Source organism: Acinetobacter dispersus (assembly GCF_009884975.1).
Lineage (GTDB): Bacteria > Pseudomonadota > Gammaproteobacteria > Pseudomonadales > Moraxellaceae > Acinetobacter > Acinetobacter dispersus.
In genome coordinates, this window is record NZ_CP041970.1 from 3,930,606 (window position 1) to 3,948,938 (window position 18,333).

General features: G+C 40.3%; 18 protein-coding genes. 8 read left to right on the forward strand and 10 right to left on the reverse strand.

What is annotated here, in order from left to right; all coding sequences use genetic code 11:
• The first annotated feature begins 96 nt into the window (after positions 1 to 96).
• The 3 genes from prpF (at position 97) to FPL17_RS18285 (ending at position 3,195) form a co-directional block, all read left to right on the forward strand.
• Positions 97 to 1,284: a 2-methylaconitate cis-trans isomerase PrpF gene (gene prpF, locus FPL17_RS18270; protein ID WP_159886666.1), complete on the forward strand. Its 1,188-nt coding sequence runs from the start codon at positions 97 to 99 to the stop codon at positions 1,282 to 1,284.
• Positions 1,285 to 1,454: 170 nt separating this feature from the next.
• Positions 1,455 to 2,372, forward strand: a complete 918-nt coding sequence (locus FPL17_RS18275; protein ID WP_159886668.1) for a polyprenyl synthetase family protein — start codon at positions 1,455 to 1,457, stop codon at positions 2,370 to 2,372.
• 454 nt (positions 2,373 to 2,826) lie between these two features.
• Positions 2,827 to 3,195: an MmcQ/YjbR family DNA-binding protein gene (locus FPL17_RS18285; protein WP_005192697.1), complete on the forward strand. Its 369-nt coding sequence runs from the start codon at positions 2,827 to 2,829 to the stop codon at positions 3,193 to 3,195.
• 47 nt (positions 3,196 to 3,242) lie between these two features.
• Here the strand turns inward: FPL17_RS18285 and FPL17_RS18290 are convergent, their stop codons facing one another.
• The 4 genes from FPL17_RS18290 to FPL17_RS18305 all read right to left on the reverse strand — a co-directional run bounded on the left by FPL17_RS18290 (position 3,243) and on the right by FPL17_RS18305 (position 6,363).
• Complete coding sequence (locus FPL17_RS18290) at positions 3,243 to 4,094, reverse strand: SPFH domain-containing protein (RefSeq protein WP_005150204.1); 852 nt, start codon at positions 4,092 to 4,094, stop codon at positions 3,243 to 3,245.
• Positions 4,095 to 4,113: 19 nt separating this feature from the next.
• A complete protein-coding gene (locus FPL17_RS18295) occupies positions 4,114 to 4,575 on the reverse strand; it encodes an NfeD family protein (protein WP_005192694.1) in 462 nt (153 codons plus the stop codon).
• 181 nt (positions 4,576 to 4,756) lie between these two features.
• Entirely contained in the window at positions 4,757 to 5,674 is a 918-nt protein-coding gene (locus tag FPL17_RS18300; protein WP_005192692.1) for a patatin-like phospholipase family protein, read from the reverse strand.
• Between the two features lie 62 nt (positions 5,675 to 5,736).
• Entirely contained in the window at positions 5,737 to 6,363 is a 627-nt protein-coding gene (locus FPL17_RS18305; RefSeq protein ID WP_005192690.1) for a lysophospholipid acyltransferase family protein, read from the reverse strand.
• A 144-nt stretch (positions 6,364 to 6,507) separates the two neighbouring features.
• Between FPL17_RS18305 and FPL17_RS18310 the strand changes: the two genes are divergently transcribed.
• The 5 genes from FPL17_RS18310 (at position 6,508) to FPL17_RS18330 (ending at position 13,223) form a co-directional block, all read left to right on the forward strand.
• Positions 6,508 to 7,755, forward strand: a complete 1,248-nt coding sequence (locus FPL17_RS18310; RefSeq protein ID WP_159886670.1) for an MFS transporter — start codon at positions 6,508 to 6,510, stop codon at positions 7,753 to 7,755.
• Between the two features lie 336 nt (positions 7,756 to 8,091).
• Entirely contained in the window at positions 8,092 to 9,222 is a 1,131-nt protein-coding gene (locus FPL17_RS18315) for a porin (RefSeq protein ID WP_159886672.1), read from the forward strand.
• Between the two features lie 320 nt (positions 9,223 to 9,542).
• Positions 9,543 to 11,180 carry a phosphoethanolamine transferase gene (locus tag FPL17_RS18320; protein WP_159886674.1) on the forward strand — a complete coding sequence of 546 codons (1,638 nt, stop codon included), beginning with the start codon at positions 9,543 to 9,545 and terminating at the stop codon, positions 11,178 to 11,180.
• A 14-nt stretch (positions 11,181 to 11,194) separates the two neighbouring features.
• Positions 11,195 to 11,872: a DNA-binding response regulator PmrA gene (locus FPL17_RS18325; RefSeq protein ID WP_005192678.1), complete on the forward strand. Its 678-nt coding sequence runs from the start codon at positions 11,195 to 11,197 to the stop codon at positions 11,870 to 11,872.
• A 4-nt stretch (positions 11,873 to 11,876) separates the two neighbouring features.
• On the forward strand, positions 11,877 to 13,223 hold the full coding sequence (locus tag FPL17_RS18330) for an ATP-binding protein (protein WP_159886676.1): 1,347 nt from the start codon (positions 11,877 to 11,879) through the stop codon (positions 13,221 to 13,223).
• Between the two features lie 11 nt (positions 13,224 to 13,234).
• Here the strand turns inward: FPL17_RS18330 and FPL17_RS18335 are convergent, their stop codons facing one another.
• The 6 genes from FPL17_RS18335 to FPL17_RS18360 all read right to left on the reverse strand — a co-directional run bounded on the left by FPL17_RS18335 (position 13,235) and on the right by FPL17_RS18360 (position 18,256).
• Positions 13,235 to 14,050 (reverse strand): BUD32 family EKC/KEOPS complex subunit, encoded by an 816-nt coding sequence (locus tag FPL17_RS18335; RefSeq protein WP_005192673.1) that lies wholly within the window; start codon positions 14,048 to 14,050, stop codon positions 13,235 to 13,237.
• Between the two features lie 74 nt (positions 14,051 to 14,124).
• A complete protein-coding gene (locus tag FPL17_RS18340; RefSeq protein WP_159886678.1) occupies positions 14,125 to 14,829 on the reverse strand; it encodes a phosphatase PAP2 family protein in 705 nt (234 codons plus the stop codon).
• A gap of 237 nt (positions 14,830 to 15,066) precedes the next feature.
• A complete protein-coding gene (locus FPL17_RS18345) occupies positions 15,067 to 15,792 on the reverse strand; it encodes an amino acid ABC transporter ATP-binding protein (protein ID WP_171519552.1) in 726 nt (241 codons plus the stop codon).
• A gap of 14 nt (positions 15,793 to 15,806) precedes the next feature.
• Complete coding sequence (locus FPL17_RS18350) at positions 15,807 to 16,490, reverse strand: ABC transporter permease subunit (protein ID WP_005208573.1); 684 nt, start codon at positions 16,488 to 16,490, stop codon at positions 15,807 to 15,809.
• Between the two features lies 1 nt (position 16,491).
• Positions 16,492 to 17,235, reverse strand: coding sequence for an amino acid ABC transporter permease (locus FPL17_RS18355; RefSeq protein WP_159886682.1), 744 nt, complete (start codon positions 17,233 to 17,235; stop codon positions 16,492 to 16,494).
• A 76-nt stretch (positions 17,236 to 17,311) separates the two neighbouring features.
• On the reverse strand, positions 17,312 to 18,256 hold the full coding sequence (locus FPL17_RS18360) for a transporter substrate-binding domain-containing protein (protein ID WP_159886684.1): 945 nt from the start codon (positions 18,254 to 18,256) through the stop codon (positions 17,312 to 17,314).
• Positions 18,257 to 18,333 lie beyond the last annotated feature (77 nt).

The following is an 18,333-nucleotide window of genomic DNA, read 5'->3' on the forward strand; positions in this document are numbered from 1 at the left end:
AAAACCATTGGTCGTATGGTATTTTTAATAGCAGTGCAGTACCTTTAGATTCAAAATTGATCTGCACCAAGAATATGATAAAAGGAAGACATTGACATGAGCTCAGTACCGCAAATAAAAGTCCCAGCAACTTATATGCGTGGAGGCACAAGTAAAGGTGTGTTTTTCAAACTGGATGATTTACCTGAAGCGGCACAAGTAGCGGGCAAAGCACGTGATCAACTTCTTCTACGGGTGATTGGCAGTCCAGACCCTTATGGCAAACAGATTGATGGTATGGGTGGGGCAACGTCAAGCACCAGTAAAACAGTAATTTTGACAAAAAGTTCTGAGCCAGAACACGACGTTGATTATCTATTTGGTCAAGTATCAATTGATCAGCCATTTGTCGACTGGAGTGGTAACTGTGGCAACTTAACCGCAGCAGTGGGTTCATTTGCCATTTCAAATGGTTTGGTTGATGCAGCACGTATTCCTGAAAATGGCATTTGTACGGTACGGATCTGGCAGAAGAATATCCAAAAAACCATTATTGCCCATGTTCCTGTGACCAACGGTCAAGTTCAGGAAACAGGTGATTTTGAACTGGACGGTGTGACATTTCCAGCAGCTGAAGTTCAGATTGAATTTTTAGACCCGGCTGATGATGGTGAAGAAGGCGGCGATATGTTCCCGACAGGAAACGTTGTGGATCAGCTGGTTGTTCCTGAAATTGGTACATTCCAAGCCACATTTATCAATGCTGGTATTCCGACCATTTTCCTCAATGCAGAAGATATTGGTTATCAAGGGACAGAATTACAAGATCAGATTAATGGTGATGTCGCAGCTTTAGCACGTTTTGAGAAAATCCGTGCTTATGGTGCAGTACACATGGGCTTGATTAAAGATATTTCCGAAGCAGCTGCGCGTCAGCATACGCCTAAAATTGCTTTTGTATCACAACCAAAAAGCTATACCTCATCAAGTGGTAAGACTGTTGAAGCGGCTGATGTGGACTTATTGGTACGTGCTTTGTCGATGGGTAAATTACACCATGCCATGATGGGAACTGCTGCTGTTGCGATTGGTACAGCAGCCGCTATTCCGGGTACCTTGGTGAATTTGGCGGCTGGTGGCGGTGAGCGTGAAGCGGTTCGTTTCGGTCATCCATCTGGAACTTTACGTGTGGGTGCTCAAGCTGAATTGATTGATGGTAAATGGTCTGTTAAAAAAGCCATCATGAGTCGTAGCGCACGTGTGCTGATGGAAGGCTGGGTTCGTGTGCCAGGTGATACCTTCTAGTTTATTTTCTTTTTGAATTTTATTGGTAAAGCCTTCATTTGAAGGCTTTATTATTTTAAATCTATTAAAAATACAAACACAATTTCATGAGATAAATAATGTTATGATGTGGCTATTCTGACAAGTCTTGTCATTTTACTCTTCAATTCAGATTTCCTGAGGCAACAACTGTGTCATCTATCTCTCAAGTTAATGCGGATGTTCTAAAACAAGCTCAACAACGTATTCAACAAGATTTATTGACAGCATTGGCTGCATTTTCAATTCCAGAACCTTTAAAAGCAGCCGTTCACCATACCGTAATGTTAGGTGGTAAGCGGGTTCGTCCTGCACTTTGTTATGCAGCAGCGTCATTACAGCCGAATCATAACTTTGCAGCAGCGCGCCGTGCCGCAGTTGCAGTTGAATTGATTCACTGTTATTCGTTGGTACATGATGATTTGCCATGCATGGACAATGATTTACTACGTCGTGGACAACCGACTTGCCATGTCGCATTTGGTGAAGATACTGCTTTATTGGCTGGTGATATTTTGCAGTCGATGGCTTTTGAAATATTGGGCAGCCGTTTGTTTGATGAGCAGGGGCAAGGTACTGAAGCTGCCATTGTCTTAAAACAAGTGCAAATCTTAGCAACAGCAAGTTCAAGAATGGTTTGTGGTCAGGTATTGGATTTACAGGCCGAAGGGGAAGGAAAACAAGTTGATCAAGCTGAATTGGAAAACATTCATCGCAATAAAACAGGTGCTTTGATTCAAGCGGCAATCATGATGGGTGCAGTGACCATTTTTAATGGAACTGATCAGGCCATTCCGAAATTACGCCAATTTGGGCAAACGATTGGTTTAGCCTTCCAAGTACAAGATGATATTTTGGATGTGACGGCAAGCACTGAGACTTTAGGCAAGACTGCGGGTAAAGATGAGCAAGTTCAGAAATCAACTTATCCTTCGTTGATGGGCTTAGCGCAAGCACAAGCTTATGCACAAACTTTACATGATCAAGCCTTTGAGGCCTTGGCTTATTTTGGTGATGATGCCAAAGAGCTGGTCGAAATTTCACAGTTTTTACTGGCACGGAAAAGTTGATACTCATTTCTTAAAATATGTATTCTTGATTAATTATTTAGAGTAATGGGATAGATTTAATTATCGAAATTTAATCTAGGTTACATATTTGATGTACATGGTAAATGTTCAAATTGTTCGGTTCGTAGATTCATCTTTTCCTGGATGGGTCGAATGTCTATTAATTGATACGTCGGGTCGAGAATGGTTTTTTATAGATAAAGCCCCTATTTTTACGGATCAAAATTTGCATGAAAAAAGTAGCTATCCACAACATGGAAAGATTGCGTGTGAAATGATTCGTTTATGGGTGGAACAAGACGGACGGGAACGTTGCATTATAAAGACAGACCAGCCTGAGGGGATATCAGCAAAGGGGGGGGAAGTAGAGTTCGAAGTATTTTATGATCAACTAAAATGAAAAAAGCAGGGTCATATATTAAAATTCATTTTAATAATAATAGGATATCTTTTAATGAATGATGATCAATTAGAACAATGTGCGCTTGAATATGGACAACAACTGGCTTTTTCCATCCAGTCACAGCCTTTTGGCCCAGATTGTGAAGTATTTAAGGTCTTTGACAAGGTATTTATGTTGATTGGTGCCTATTCGGGCAAGCTACTGGTGACGATTAAATGTGAGCCTGAGAAAAGTTTGGAATATCAGGAGCTGTATCCTTCAATTTCGGCAGGCTACCATATGAATAAGAAACACTGGATATCAATTGCCAGTGGTCATGAAATTACAGCTGATTTGCTGCAAGACCTGATTAAAGATTCTTATGATTTAGTGGTGGGAAAACTCCCACTTAAAGATCGAAAGCGAATTCAGAATGTATAAAAAATAAAGCAGCGATAACGCTGCTTTATTTTGATTGGAAACAGGACTTAGTGTTTGCCCATAATTCCACGAATGGCATTGAGTACATCGGCTGGAAGTACCACAGTTTTTGCGTTGCTTGATTTAGAAAGATCTTGCATCGCTTTTACATATTGCTCACCGAGTAAGTAAGCAACAGGGATTTCTTTATCACCGACAGCTGTAGTGACCATTTCAATCGCACGTTGTGAAGATTCCGCAAGAACAACTTGCGCTTCTGCATCACGACGCGATGCTTCCAAACGACCATCTGCTTCTAAAATTGCAGCTTGTTTTTCACCATCAGCTTTAGTCACAGTTGCACGACGTTGACGTTCAGCAGCCGCTTGAGCTTCCATCGCAGCCTGCATGGTGTGAGATGGCTGAATATCTTGGATTTCAACCGTTTTCAAGGTAATACCCCAATCTGAGATATCATCAGAAATGGCTGCTTTTAACTTCGCTTTGATGTGATCACGTGAAGAAAGTGCATCATCCAAATCCATTTCACCAACAATTGAACGCAGTGAAGTTTGAACAAGGTTTTGAATTGCCCAAGTATAGTTTTCAATCCCGTACACCGCTTTTTCTGGTGTTGTCAGGTTGATATAAGCTACGGCATTCATCACCAGTACGGCATTGTCTCGGGTAATTACTTCTTGTGAAGGAATATCTAAAACAATATCTTTGGTGGTAATTTTATAAGCAACTTCGTCTACATATGGGATAACGAAATTGAGACCAGGATTCAACGTGGTATGGTATTTACCCAGACGTTGAACAATCCATTTATAACCTTGGGGAACAATACGAACCCCTTTAAAGATGGTTATAGCAATAAAAGCTAAAAGTGCTAAAACAACAATAGTACCGACAGACATTGAAAACCCTCTTTTGTGTTTATGACGTGCTATGCGGTTGAACGACTAAATCATTACCCAAAATATCAACAACTCGAACGCGATCACCGACTTGTACAGGTACGGTACAACGGCAATTCCATTCATCATTACCTAAAACAGGCATCGGAAAGCGCACAATAATTTGTCCATGCTCAAGTCCAGTTTGGATCACCATACCCACTTGACCAATGGTTGCTTCACGAGGAAGTCCTGCTTTGGTTTTATCAATGGAGAGAGGTTTGATAAATTTGAACCAAAGAATCGTGCATAAAATAGATAAAATTCCCCAAGTAATCACTTGAGTTGTAAAGCCCATCATTGGGAAAAGCCACAGTAAAATACAGACCATGACTGCTGCTATGCCAAACCATAATGCAGCAAAAGCAGGCAAAATTAACTCTGAAAGAATCAGTAAAATCCCTAATACAAACCAGTGCCAAGGTTCAACTACAAATTCCATAGATTTGCTCGCATCATTAAACGGAGTGGAGGTGAAAAAATATTCACCTTTAGCACTCTAGCAGATCATTATCTTTATGAATATACAAAGATTGTTTTTTTGGAATTTAGGGCTGATGGTCACGAGTAATCTTGCTTGGATTGCAAGTCATTATGCAGATCAACAGCCCTTGAGGAGGGTTTTAGAATTTAGACTTTGGTGCAGGCTTAAGGGCAGCAGGAGAGTTTTTAAATGTCGTAATCGCATTTCGAATTGCAGTGATCTTGGCTTGAGCTGCTTTTTCACCTTCTAAAATTGCTTCATTACTCGATTTAAGATCAAGTGCACCGAGATGACCAACTTTAGGTTGAATCACGACAGTGGCTTGATTGAGCTCCTCATTAATACTTTGTTGTCCCATAATATTAATAGTTTGGTCCAATAAGCCCCACATACTGAGGGGTTTACCACCGACTGGACGTGCAGAGATATCTACTGCAATCACAATATCGGCCCCCATATCTTTGGCTGTTTTAACAGGGATGGGGCTGACTAAGCCACCATCTACATATTTGGTATTGCCAATCACCGCAGGGACAAACACGTTTGGAATACTACAAGACGCACGTACGGCTTGACCTGCATTGCCTTTTATAAACTCTGCTTTTTTTCCATTATCTAAGCGCGTTGCGACCGCAGCAAATCGAATTGGAAATTGTTCAATTGGTTTATTGCCGACTTGGCTATTCACATAATTCTGTAGTTTTTGTCCGAGAATAATGCCTTGACTATTTATAGTTAAGTCACGCAAATCAGATTCTTGCAGTTTTAAAGCCAGATTTTGCATTTGATAAGGTGTTTGACCGCTGGCGTAAATACTGCCTACGAAACTACCTGCACTGGTACCTGTCACGATTTTGGCTTTAATACCATGAGACTCTAACACCTTGATTACACCAATATGGGCAAAGCCCTTGGCACCACCACCGCCTAAGGCGAGTGCAATCACGGGTTCACGCGCTTTAATTGCCGTTGTAGAGGGTGTTTTCTTTGCTGTTTGATCACAACCAAATAAAGCCAAGCTAACAATAGCGAGACAAGACAGTCGAGCAATTTTCATATCAGGTGCAGATAAAATGTACAAAAAGATGGGCACATCAGAGCAGATTTGCCCTCAACTTTCTAGTTTTTTTTCACAAGTTTTTGTAAGGGTTCAGCCAGCCAATCTGGATTCTTTGGTGAAAAGTGTCCGACATAGCGTTGCATGATTTGCTCTAGGTCTTGTTGATAGTGACCTGTCGGAGTAAAAGCACCTAAGCAGTAAATGGTTTTATGATCGTAATCAAAGGCAAACATCACGATGGGAATCCCAGCGGCATGCGCGATATGATAAAAGCCACTTTTCATTTTTTCGGCTTTTTTACGCGTGCCTTCAGGCGCCATGCCGATCCAGATTTTATCGTGCGCATGAATCGTGGCCACTACCTGTTCAGTCAAACCATGGGCGCTGTCACGACGCACGGGAATCAGCCCAGCCCAATTTAATAACGGCTGAAATGGTGGTTTGAACAGACTATCTTTACCCAAGACGGTAATCTTTAGACCTAAGCCGCCAATGGCTAAAAAGCCATACCAACCATCAATGTTGGAGGTATGCGGCGAGATAATCGCAACAGCTTTGGGTAGATTGGGAATTTCACCTACGACAGTCCAGCCTTGACCGAGAAAAAGTTTTTTACACAATGCACGACTATAAGCAGTCCCACGTTGGGGAACCAACGGAGGTAAATCTGGAAAATGCTGTGGCATAAATCACGATATGTAATGACAACTATAATCATGTTAAACGCTCATGACAGCGACTGCATTGGCAAAAAATAAGATTTTATTGCCTTACAGATGAAAGGATTGGATACTTGAACGACCTTATTGTGCAGCCATGGAAAACTCTAAATGCTTAATCTTCGACAGGTTTACATTTTATTGTTTTCTTTATATTGGGCGCAGGGTTTACCTGTAGGTTTTATGACCCATGCATTGCCTGTAATTTTAAGAGCACAAGGGGTGTCTTTAGCCCATATTGGTGGCTTTGGCTTATTAATGCTGCCTTGGTCGATTAAGATTTTTTGGGCCGCTTATGTGGATCGTTTTGCCTTATCCGGATTTGGGCACTACCGTAGCTGGATCATTCCGACGCAACTTTGCAGCGTTGTTATTCTGATTATTCTCTCATTTTTCCCTATTGATGCCTTGGATCAACCGAGTTATCTGCTGATTTTTTTTGGCTTACTCTTGTTGATGAATTTAACTGGCGCAACTCAAGATATTGCCACCGATGGTTTGGCGGTTAATTTACTCAAAAGTGATCAGCAGCATTGGGGCAATACCTTTCAGGTGATTGGATCGCGATTAGGTTTTATTGTCGGGGGAGGCGCTGTACTGTGGTGTTTGGATTGGCTGAATTGGCAAAGCACATTTCTGGCTTTGGCAGGTTTGGTTTTTTTAAACACTTTGCCTGTTTTGTTTTATTCCGAGCCGCAACATGAAAGCAAAGAGACACTAAATAAAGCAAATACCCAATCCTTTACTCAGGCAATTAAAGCCTATTTAAATTATTTTCAATCCTCTCAAGAGTTAAAAGTATGGCTGTTAGTATTGATCAGTTTTAAAGTGGCTGATGGTCTAGCAGGACCTTTATTGAAACCATTGATGGTGGATATGGGACTGAATTTCACTCAGATTGGTGTGTTTATTACCATGTTTGGTGCTGTGGCTGCATTGTTAGGTGCTGGCATTGCAGGCTTATTGTTGAAGCATTATTCCAGAGTACAGTGCCTAATTGTGTTTTCCTTCCTGAAAATTATGAGTTTAGGGGGATATACAGTTCTCGCTTATCATTATGAAACCCAGAATCACATTACACCAATCTGGCTTTATGTCGTGAATGCATTAGAAGATGCCTTTTCAGCGATGTTATTGGTGGTGATGCTGACACTGATCATGCAGTACAGCCGTAAGAAATTTGCAGCAACAGACTTTACTTTCCAAGTCTCTATCATGGCAACGGTGAGCGGATTACTCTATTTGTTCAGTGGTGTGATCGGTGATTGGCTTGGATACTATCGCTATTTGATCGTGATTTGTATTGTTTCGACGCTTTGTTTGGTTCCAATTTATTATTGGAAAAATAAAGCAAGATAAAGATCACTTTTTATTACAATTTTTTGTATTAAGCATCCGATCATTGAAACAAAGAGTGTTGGCTTATATGGGAATGGAATGATATTCGTCGGATTTTTTGTTTTTTTGAATATAGAAAATAATCAGAAAAGATAGTTGATAGATCGATATTAATTAATTGATATTGCAATTAATTCGTTCATAAATAAAAGCATAAAAATATTTTCTGCTCATAAAAAGTGAGTGTATAAAAATTAAACTTTAGTCGAAATAGGAATAAATTAATAAGATTTTAATCGTTTTGTCATATAAAGTTAATGTGTAGGATTTGTTACAAATTTAACCAGGATGTAAACAATGAAAATCAAAATTGTAACAGCAGCAGTGCTTAGTTTACTTGCAACAACCACTTTTGCCGCACCAACATTTTATGGCGAGATCGATGCCAGTGTTGATTATTTACCAGAAAAAAATGCAACTAAATCAAACAAAGACGTTTGGGAAATTAGTTCAAACAGTTCATTCCTTGGACTTAAAGGCGATGAAAAACTGACTGAGCGTTTAAGTGCTGTCTATGCAATCGAATGGGGTTTTAGTGCCGATGGCGATAGCAATGACTGGACGCAACGTAACCGTTTTGTGGGTTTAAAAGATGCGCAATTGGGTACCTTGAAAATTGGTAAGCATGATACCCCAGTAAAACAATTATCAAGTGTAGTTGATACTTTTAACAACTATGTTGCCAACAAGGCTGATATTACAGGTATTTTTACGGGTGAAAACCGTATTGATAATGCCGTGATTTATGAGTCTCCAGCAGTGAAACTATTAGATGGTGCGTTTAAATTTAATGCTTTACTTGCAACAGGTGAGTCTTCTGGTATTAAAGCAACCAGCGGTGGTGCAAAAGTTGCAGGTCGTGGTTTAGGTGATGCATGGTCAGCATCTGTTACCTATGAAAATCCATTATTTGTCGCAGGTCTTGGTTATGATAAAGCCATTCCGAGTACTTTTTTGGGCCAAGGTTTCTTAAATGCAGCTGAGCCAGCAATTACTGGTGGCTCTGTTTTTGCAGCAGCTAATACAGTACGTGCAATTGGTAAAGTAACGCCAATTGATGGTTTGGCTCTTAAAGCTTTATATCAAACGTCAGAGGTAGAAGAAACGACTTACTCTGATTCAGCTGATGCAACTAAATGGGCTGCAAAAGCGAAAAATATTGATGACACACAAGGCTGGTTATTAGGTGCTGAATATAACATCCCTCAAGCAAAAAACTGGACGGTGAAAGGTCAATATAGCCAGAATGACACCAGCTTTAAAGATAACACTGCTGATTACAAAGCAAAACAAATCATTGCAGGTGCGGACTATGCTTTTAACAAACAAGTTAAAACCTATGGTTATGCAGGTTATCTAACACTTGAACAAGCAAGCAAAAAGGATAAACAACCTGTTGCTGGTTTAGGTTTAGAATTCAAATTCTAATTTATTTTTGTTAGAAAACGCCCTTTAAGTTTGCTTAAAGGGCTTTTTTGTTTATATTGTTTTTTTCTTTAAATATAATAATTTATTCTCGTTAAACTCTAGGCTAATGAATGGAGAGCTAGTTCAACATGGATTTATAAAAAGGACATTATTCATACTTTCATTAATTCAATTCTTTAATAATTCATTCAATGCTTAATTCACTCAATTTTTTAACCTGTCATTTTTGTTGGGTTCCTATTGTTTTGTTTAAGTCATTTTTAAGTTTTTATTCTTATCTTAAAAAAAGCTAAGAAATTTATTTTTAGATTGTGATGCTTATGTTGCTAAAAAGACTCAAAACCAAGACCATTTCATTACTCACCTTCAATGTGTTACTCGCAGTTTGGTTAGGGGTTTTTCTAAATCTTGAATTTTATGAAAAGATGCAGACACTTACACCTTATACGGGTTTTAAAGCAGGGCTATTTGTTTTAGCCTCAGTTGCTGTGGTTACTGCGTTCTATACCTTCCTTTTTCAAGTTTTGAATTGGAAATGGACCTCAAAGCCAATTGCAATCGCTTTAGTCTTTATCGGTGGCTTTGCCTCTTATGCGGTCAATACTTTAGGGGTCTGGATCACCTCAGACCAAATCCAAAACCTGATGCAAACGGATTTAGCTGAGGCAAAAGATACCTGGTCTTGGCACTTACTGGTCTGGGTCATTGGTATGGTAATTGTACCGATTATTGTGATTCTGCTGATTAAATTAAAACCCGAACCTGTTATTCGACAAGTTTGGAAAAAGGTGCTGGCTTCACTTGTTTCTTTAGCTATGGTTGGTAGTTTACTGTTTGTTTTTTATGTCGATTTTGCTGCAATTTTTCGTGAAAATCGCGATTTAAAAGGCATGATTTCACCTCAGAATATGATTGCATCATTTATTTCATATTATAAAAAGAAAGCACCTAAAGAGAATTTACCTCTGGTGCATTACGGTGAAGATGCACAAGTTTCCCAAAACTCAAAAGGTGCACCTAAACTGATGGTATTGGTGGTTGGTGAAACAGCACGTGCAGAAAATTTTTCTTTAAATGGTTATGCAAAAGATACAAATCCTAAGTTATCTAAACAAGATATTCTGAATTTCTCTCAAGTGAGTTCTTGTGGAACAGCTACAGCTGTTTCAGTACCTTGTATGTTTTCGGGCATGAAAAGAGAAGATTATGATGAGCGTTTGGCAAGCCATCGTGAAGGACTACTGGATATTGCCAAACGAGCAGGTTATCAAGTCACTTGGATTGATAATAATTCAGGGTGTAAAGGGACATGTGACCGTGTCGAACAGTTTAAAATTCCAGAGCCAATTCAACAAAAATGGTGTAAGGATGGCGAATGTCTGGATGACATTTTGATTGATAGTCTGAAAGCTTATATTGAAACGATTCCAAAAGACGATACGCGTCCGCACTTGGTAGTGTTACATCAAATGGGAAGTCATGGTCCTGCTTATTATAAGCGTGTGCCACCCGCATATCGTGTGTTTAAACCAACTTGTGATACCAATGCAATTCAAGGCTGTACCCAAGAAGCATTGCTGAATAGCTATGACAATACTTTGCTTTATACCGATTATGTTTTAGATTCATTGATTGAGACACTAAAAAATACAACGAAATATCAAACAGGTTTGTGGTATTTGTCAGATCATGGTGAATCGACTGGTGAAAGTGGCATGTATTTGCATGGCGCACCTTATGCGATTGCACCTACCCAACAAACCCATGTTCCGATGGTGATGTGGTTCTCGCAAGCTTGGCAGCAACAAGCAGCGAAGCAAGTGAAATGTTTAGCGCAACAAAATAAAAGCAAACTGAGTCAGGATAATCTGTTTCCAACCATGTTGAGTTTGCTCAATATTAAAACCAGTGTAATTAATGCTAAAGATGACATGTTAGCAACATGTCCTAACCCATAAGGTGAAATGAAATCATGACCAAGATCTTGATGATAGAAGATGATTTTATGATCGCAGAGTCAACATTGACTTTATTGCGATATCATCAGTTTGACGTAGAATGGGTCAACAATGGGGTGGATGGACTGGCTTTACTGACTAAGCAGTCTTTTGATTTGGTTCTTTTGGATTTAGGACTACCCTTGATGGATGGAATGCAAATTCTTAAACAGATTCGTCAGCGTAGTACTGTACCCGTGTTGATTATCTCTGCCCGTGATCAGTTACAAAATCGTGTTGATGGTTTAAATCAAGGTGCAGATGATTATCTGATTAAACCGTATGAGTTTGATGAGCTGCTTGCGCGTATTAATGCTTTATTGCGCCGTGGCAGTGTAGAAACAGCACAGTTGAAGAGCCAGTCACAGCTTTTGAAAAGTGGTGAGCTGACCTTGGATGTAGAACAGCATCTAGCAACATTTAAAGGTCAGCAAATCGAGCTTTCGAATCGTGAATGGGCGATTTTGATCCCGATGGTATCTCATCCAAACAAAATTTTCTCGAAGGCCAATTTGGAAGATAAGTTGTACGATTTTGATAGTGAAGTGACCAGTAATACCATTGAGGTTTATGTGCATCATTTACGTGCCAAGCTGGGCAAAGACTTTATTCGTACGATTCGTGGCTTAGGTTATCGTTTGGGGCAGTCTTAACTTTATGAAAACAACCAAGCATTATTCGCTCAAAAAAAGACTGATTTGGGGAACTTCCATCTTCAGTATAGTGTTAGGTTGTTTCTTAATTTTAGCGGCATATAAAATTTCATTACATGAAGTCGATGAAATTTTAGATACGCAAATGCAGTATATGGCAGAGCGTTCAACCTCGCAGCCTTTAACACCATTGGCGAGTCGGGTTGAGTTACATCGAACTTATCATGAAGAAGATTTATTGATTGATATTTGGGCCTATAAAGACCAAAGTCATTTGTGGCATCAGACTCATCTTTTGGTTCCTCCTGTGGAACAAGCTGGGTTTTACACCCAGAACACACCGCAAGGGAAGTGGCGTGTTTATGTCATTCCACTAAAAGATTATCAGATACAGGTCAGTCAACAAGAGCAGGTTCGCCATGCGTTTGCCTGGGAACTGGCTGGCAGTATGTTTATTCCGTATATACTTTTGCTGCCAATCGCAATTATCGTGCTGGCGTTTATTATCAGTTTGAGTTTGAAGCCTTTAGACGATTTCAAAACAGAACTGACACAACGTGATTCGGACGGTTTGGCACCGATAGACAGTGGTGAGTATCCACAAGAATTACAACCAACGATTGAAGAAATGAACCGTTTATTTGAACGGATTCAACATGCGCAGACTGAACAAAAGCAATTTATTGCAGATGCAGCACATGAGTTACGAACACCTGTGACTGCATTGAATTTGCAAACCCGAATTTTGATCAGCCAGTTTCCTGAACACGAGTCTTTACAGAATCTGAGTAAAGGCTTAGCTCGTATTCAACATTTAGTCACCCAGCTTTTGGCATTGGCTAAACAAGATGTTGCGCTGAGTCTGATTGAACCAAATACTAATTTCAGATTGAACGATGTTGCACTTAATTGTGTTGAGCAATTGGTGAATTTGGCCATGCAAAAGGAGATTGATTTAGGCTTTGAGCGCAACGATCCGATTGAAATGCAGAGCCTTGAATCAACCGTACATTCGATTATTTTTAACTTGATTGATAATGCGATTAAATATACCCCAAACCAAGGCATTATTAATATTTCAGTCTATAGCGATGCCGATGATTTTGCCTATGTTCAAATCGAAGACAGTGGTAATGGAATTGACCCTGAACAATACGACAAAGTTTTGAAACGTTTTTATCGTGTTCATCACCATTTAGAGGTGGGTAGTGGCCTCGGTTTATCAATTGTTGATAAAGCTACTCAACGTTTAGGCGGAATTCTGACTTTATCTCGAAGTATTGAATTAGGCGGTCTGAGTGTGTTGGTCAAATTACCGAAAAAGCTTGCACATCACCATGAACAGCATTGAACACTAAGGACTTAATTTGATGCTGTATTGATTTCGGATTGCTGTTTCAGATCGCGTAGGAACAGCACACATTTTTGGATGCGTTTGCCATCATTGCCCACTTTGCTTACATTTAAACGTAATACCCAATTTAAGCGCTTTCCAACTTTACAAATGTCTTTGTAGACTTGAGGTTCATCTTGCAAGGCTTGGTAGAGCACCTGACTGGCTTGCTCTAGTTGTTCAAACTCAAAATGATAGGCGGTTGAAAAGATAAACAGCAACCAGTCACGTACAAAGCAATCATGTAGGCTAAGCACATCTTGTGGATCAGTCTCAAAATCAATAAAAGTAAATTGATTTTGTTGATCCACCAAAATATTCCGAGCGAAGGCTTCGCTTAAATAACCTTGTTGTAGATGCAATCGACTAATCGATTGAATTGCCTGATGAAACAATTGAAACTGCTGTTCAGGATGATCTTTCAAACTTCCTAACTTTTGATCAAGCTGACTGACAGGACTTTGGCGCTGAGAGCCAACATCTTCCAATAAGATGCCTTTTTTAGAGAGAGCCAATACATTCGGCGTTGAAATCCCCAAAGCTTTGAGCTGCTGGATACGCTTGAATTCACATTGGATTGCAGCAGATCCACCTTGGTTCGGAACAGGGGTAATTGAACCCAAATTGAATATTTTTGCTAGCCATTTCAATGGCGTATAAAGCCATAATCCATGACGTTCAGATGCTTTTTTCAGCCAGACTTTACGTGAATCTAGTTCATAAGATTGAATAGAGTCGGATTGAGTTGTTAAAGTAGATTCTAAAAACGTTTGGTAGTCAGACATACGGCAGCAAAAATAATCCTAATGTGAGCGTAAAACGCACTCGTTCAATGAGCACGGGCGTTCACTTTACCACATCAGATATTGGAAACGGTACTGGAATTGCGATTTGTAACGTCTTGATGATGCTTATAAGTCAATGCATAACATAACAAATTAATAGCAACACAGACCCACGCGGTCCAAAGATTATGACTGAGAAAATGGGCGCCACGCATCATTTGTGCCCAGCCCATGGCAAAGCCGAGGATCATACCTGCGATTAGATAAAACCAAGCACGTTGTGTTTGATGTAGATGATAGACAAAGAAGCCTGTGATCAGCGCAAAACCTGTACTAGCATGTCCACCAGGAAAACAATGTCCTGCAGTCGCAGAGAAATCCCAGACAAAGCCTGTGGCAGTTTCATGGGTCATATACCATGGACAGGCATGATAAGAGTGAGCTTTGAGTAATCCGACAATACAAGTACAGAGCATACTGACCCAAAACATATAGCCATATAGCCAACGATTTGGTTTTAGTTTTTCAAGCTTAAAAGAAGCACACCATAAAAAGAAAAAAATGACATAAACAACGGTTAACAGTTGTTTGACATAAGTATGGTTTAGTTTATCGAGGAACCAATCATTCTTATAAGGAAACGTTCCATGCGTGCTGACCCAAGGTTGAATGAGATGCAAGTCAATTGCACCACCGACTGGAAATACGAATAACAAGATGAAAAAGCTGATAAAAAGCAAAAAACTCAGCCATAAAAAAAAGGGTGTTTTCAATATCATGGAACGTATTATTAAGGTCAGATGACAATTGTGTTATTTAATGTGAATAAGCTTAATTAGTTCTTAAATAAGCATAAAATATAACAATAGCTGGGTAATTTAAAAAACAGATTTTATTTTAAGTATATGAAATATTTAAATTCATATTGCCGCATTTGCAGCCATGATCGGCTTTATTCACTTCAAAAAATAAAGCAGCCAAAAGGCTGCTTTATTTTCTAACTGAGTAAGATCAGCTTAATGCAGAATTTTATTCAGAAATTGTTGCGCTCGTTCGCCACGTGGTGTACCAAAGAATTCATCTTTAGAGCAGTCTTCAACAATTTTGCCTTGGTCCATGAAAATAATCCGATTAGCCACCTGACGGGCAAAGCCCATTTCATGCGTAACACACATCATGGTCATGCCTTCTTTGGCCAGTCCGACCATGACATCCAATACTTCATTGATCATTTCAGGATCAAGTGCCGAGGTTGGTTCATCAAACAGCATCGCAATCGGGTCCATACTGAGTGCACGGGCAATCGCAACTCGCTGTTGTTGTCCACCAGAAAGCTGAGCAGGATATTTATTGGCATGAGCGCTCAGACCGACACGATCTAGATAAGCCAGTCCCTTTTTATTGGCTTCAGCTTCTGAACGACCAAGCACCTTAATCTGTGCAATAGTCAGGTTTTCGGTAATGCTCAGGTGAGGAAACAGTTCAAAATGTTGGAACACCATACCAACACGACTACGTAGTTTAGTCATATCGGTTTTTGGATCGTGAACTGGCACGCCATCGACAAAGATTTTACCTTGTTGAAATGGTTCTAGCCCATTGACGGTTTTAATCAAGGTTGATTTTCCCGAACCTGATGGACCGCAGACCACTACGACTTCGCCTTGACAGATTTGGGTCGTACATTCAGTGAGTACCTGAAATTGTTCGTACCATTTGCTGACATTTTGGAGGTCAATCATTACGTTATTGTCGCTCATACACTTAACCTCCTTTGTAAACGTTTCACTGTGAATGTCGCTAAAGCACTGATGGTGAAGTACACCAGTCCTGCAAATAAAATATATTGGGTAAGTAAGGACATTAAATCGCCACGAACATAATTTGTTCTGAAAAAGTCAAGTAAACCAATGGCATAAACCATGGTTGAATCTTGAAACAGGATAATCGTTTGCTGAAGCAGTAACGGCGTCATTTTTCTGAAAGCCTGTGGCAGAATAATCAGTCGCATGGATTGGCCATAGCTCATGCCCAATGCAGAAGCCGCAGCAGCTTGACCTTTGGGAATAGACTGAATACCGGCACGTACAATTTCAGAAAAGTAAGCAGCTTCGAACAGCATAAAGGCCACGATACTTGAAACCAGAGCAGTATCAATGGTCAGGTATTGACCTGTGATCGCGGTATAAAGAAACGGAACTGCGAAATAGAACCACATCAACACCAACAGCAGGGGAATTGAGCGGAATAGATCCACATAAGCCTGTGCAATCCAATTTAGAATCTTGATCGAAGATAGACGCATCAGGGCCAATATTGTACCAATGGCAATACCGCCAATCGTTGCCAGAACAACCACTTTCAGGGTAATGCTGAAACCGTACCAGAGCGCAGGCCCAGACTGCTGTAAATCATTAAGAAAAGAAGTTAACCATTCCATACTACTTTCCTCCTGATATTAAACCAGGAATACGTAGACGTTTTTCCAGCAGGTTCATGGTAAAAATAAGACAGACATTGATCACAATGAATATGATTGTGACATAGGTATAAATTTCGATGGTGTTCTGGGTATATTCACTGATGGTTTTCATCTGTGAAATAATTTCCGCTACCCCAACCAGAGAGGCAACCGAGGTATTTTTCACGCAGTTGGTCAGCTCTGAACTCAGGGGCGGTAAAATGGTACGAAAAGACTGCGGCAGAATGATATAGCGATACAGTTGTGCCGTGGAAAACCCCATGGCATAGCCTGCATTAATTTGCCCCTTGGGTAAGGCTTCAATACCTGTTCTCACCTGTTCACAAACACGAGCAGCCGTAAACAGTCCGAGTCCAACACTGGCAGAAATCAGGGCTGTGGTATTGGCACCCAGATCATTCATCCACCAGTTTTTGATTGGTGCAGGGAGAAAGTTGGGGACCACATAAAACCAGATAAATAACTGAACAAGTAAGGGTACATTCCTGAACAGTGTGACATAGGCTGTACCAATGGCTCTGGCTGTTTTATTTGGGAGCGTTCGCATAATGCCAAGGATACTGCCGAGAAGCATGGCGATACTCCATGCGACAATAGCAATCACCACAAGCCATCCCAGACCCGTTATTATCCAGCTCAGGTAGGTTGTATCCCCGATACCTGTAGATTGCCACAAAACTCCCCAGTTCCAGCTATAAGTCATAATAACTCCTGAGAAGAAGCGGGAGAACATCCACTGTTCCCCGGTTCCATAATAAGATTTTGGTTATAAGGACAAATTATTGATCCCGATCATGCGGATTGCTGATTAATGCTTTGAGTTGATCGGACATGGCAAAGTTCAAATTAATATTTTTAGGTGGAATCGGTTGCTGGAACCATTTTTCATACATCTTGTTGATTTCACCAGAAGCATAGGTTGCCTTGATGGCATCATCCACGACCTGTTTAAAACCAGTATCGCCCTTACGCAGCATACAACCATAGATTTCATGAATTGGCGCGGTACCGACGATGTCCCATTGATTTGGATCTTTGGCTTTGGATTTTTCACCCGCAAGCAGAATATCATCCATCATAAATGCCACAGCACGGCCATTTTGCAGCATCAAGAACGATTCAGCATGGTCCTTGGCAGAAATGATTTCACCAATACCAAGTTCTTGTTGATGTTGACGGATATAGCGTTCAGATGTGGTTCCTGCCGTTGTCACCAATTTTTTGCCTTTTAAATCTGAAAAATCTTTAATTCCAGAGTTTTTAGCAGTCAGCAGTCGAGAGCCGACCTCAAAGAAACCAACAGAAAAATCAACCTGTTGCTGTCGCTCTTTATTATTGGTGGTTGAGCCACATTCTAGATCTACCGTACCATTTGAAACCAGTGGAATACGGTTCTGGCTGGTGACGAGGTTATAGCGGATTTTCAGATCTGGCATGTTGAGCTTCTGCTTTACGGCTTCAACAACCTTAAGTTGTAGATCGTGTGCATAACCTACTGGCTGATTTGGGGTGGACGCAATATAGGAAAATGGAATAGATGAATCACGATAACCCAGCACAATCGTGCCAGAGCTTTTGATTTTGTTTAACGTACCAGAGGCGGAAGCACTACCTTCAGCAGCTTTTTCACCCGCAGCGGGTGCTTTATTGTCACTACAAGCACTTAATCCGAGCATCAGAGCGCTTGCACAAAGCAGGGAGGTCATGGTGCGTTTAGGTGTCATATACAAAACTCCTTTTGTATCGTTATGATCGCATTCGTAATTGTTGCGGTTTAACCGTTCATTGTTATGAAAAATAA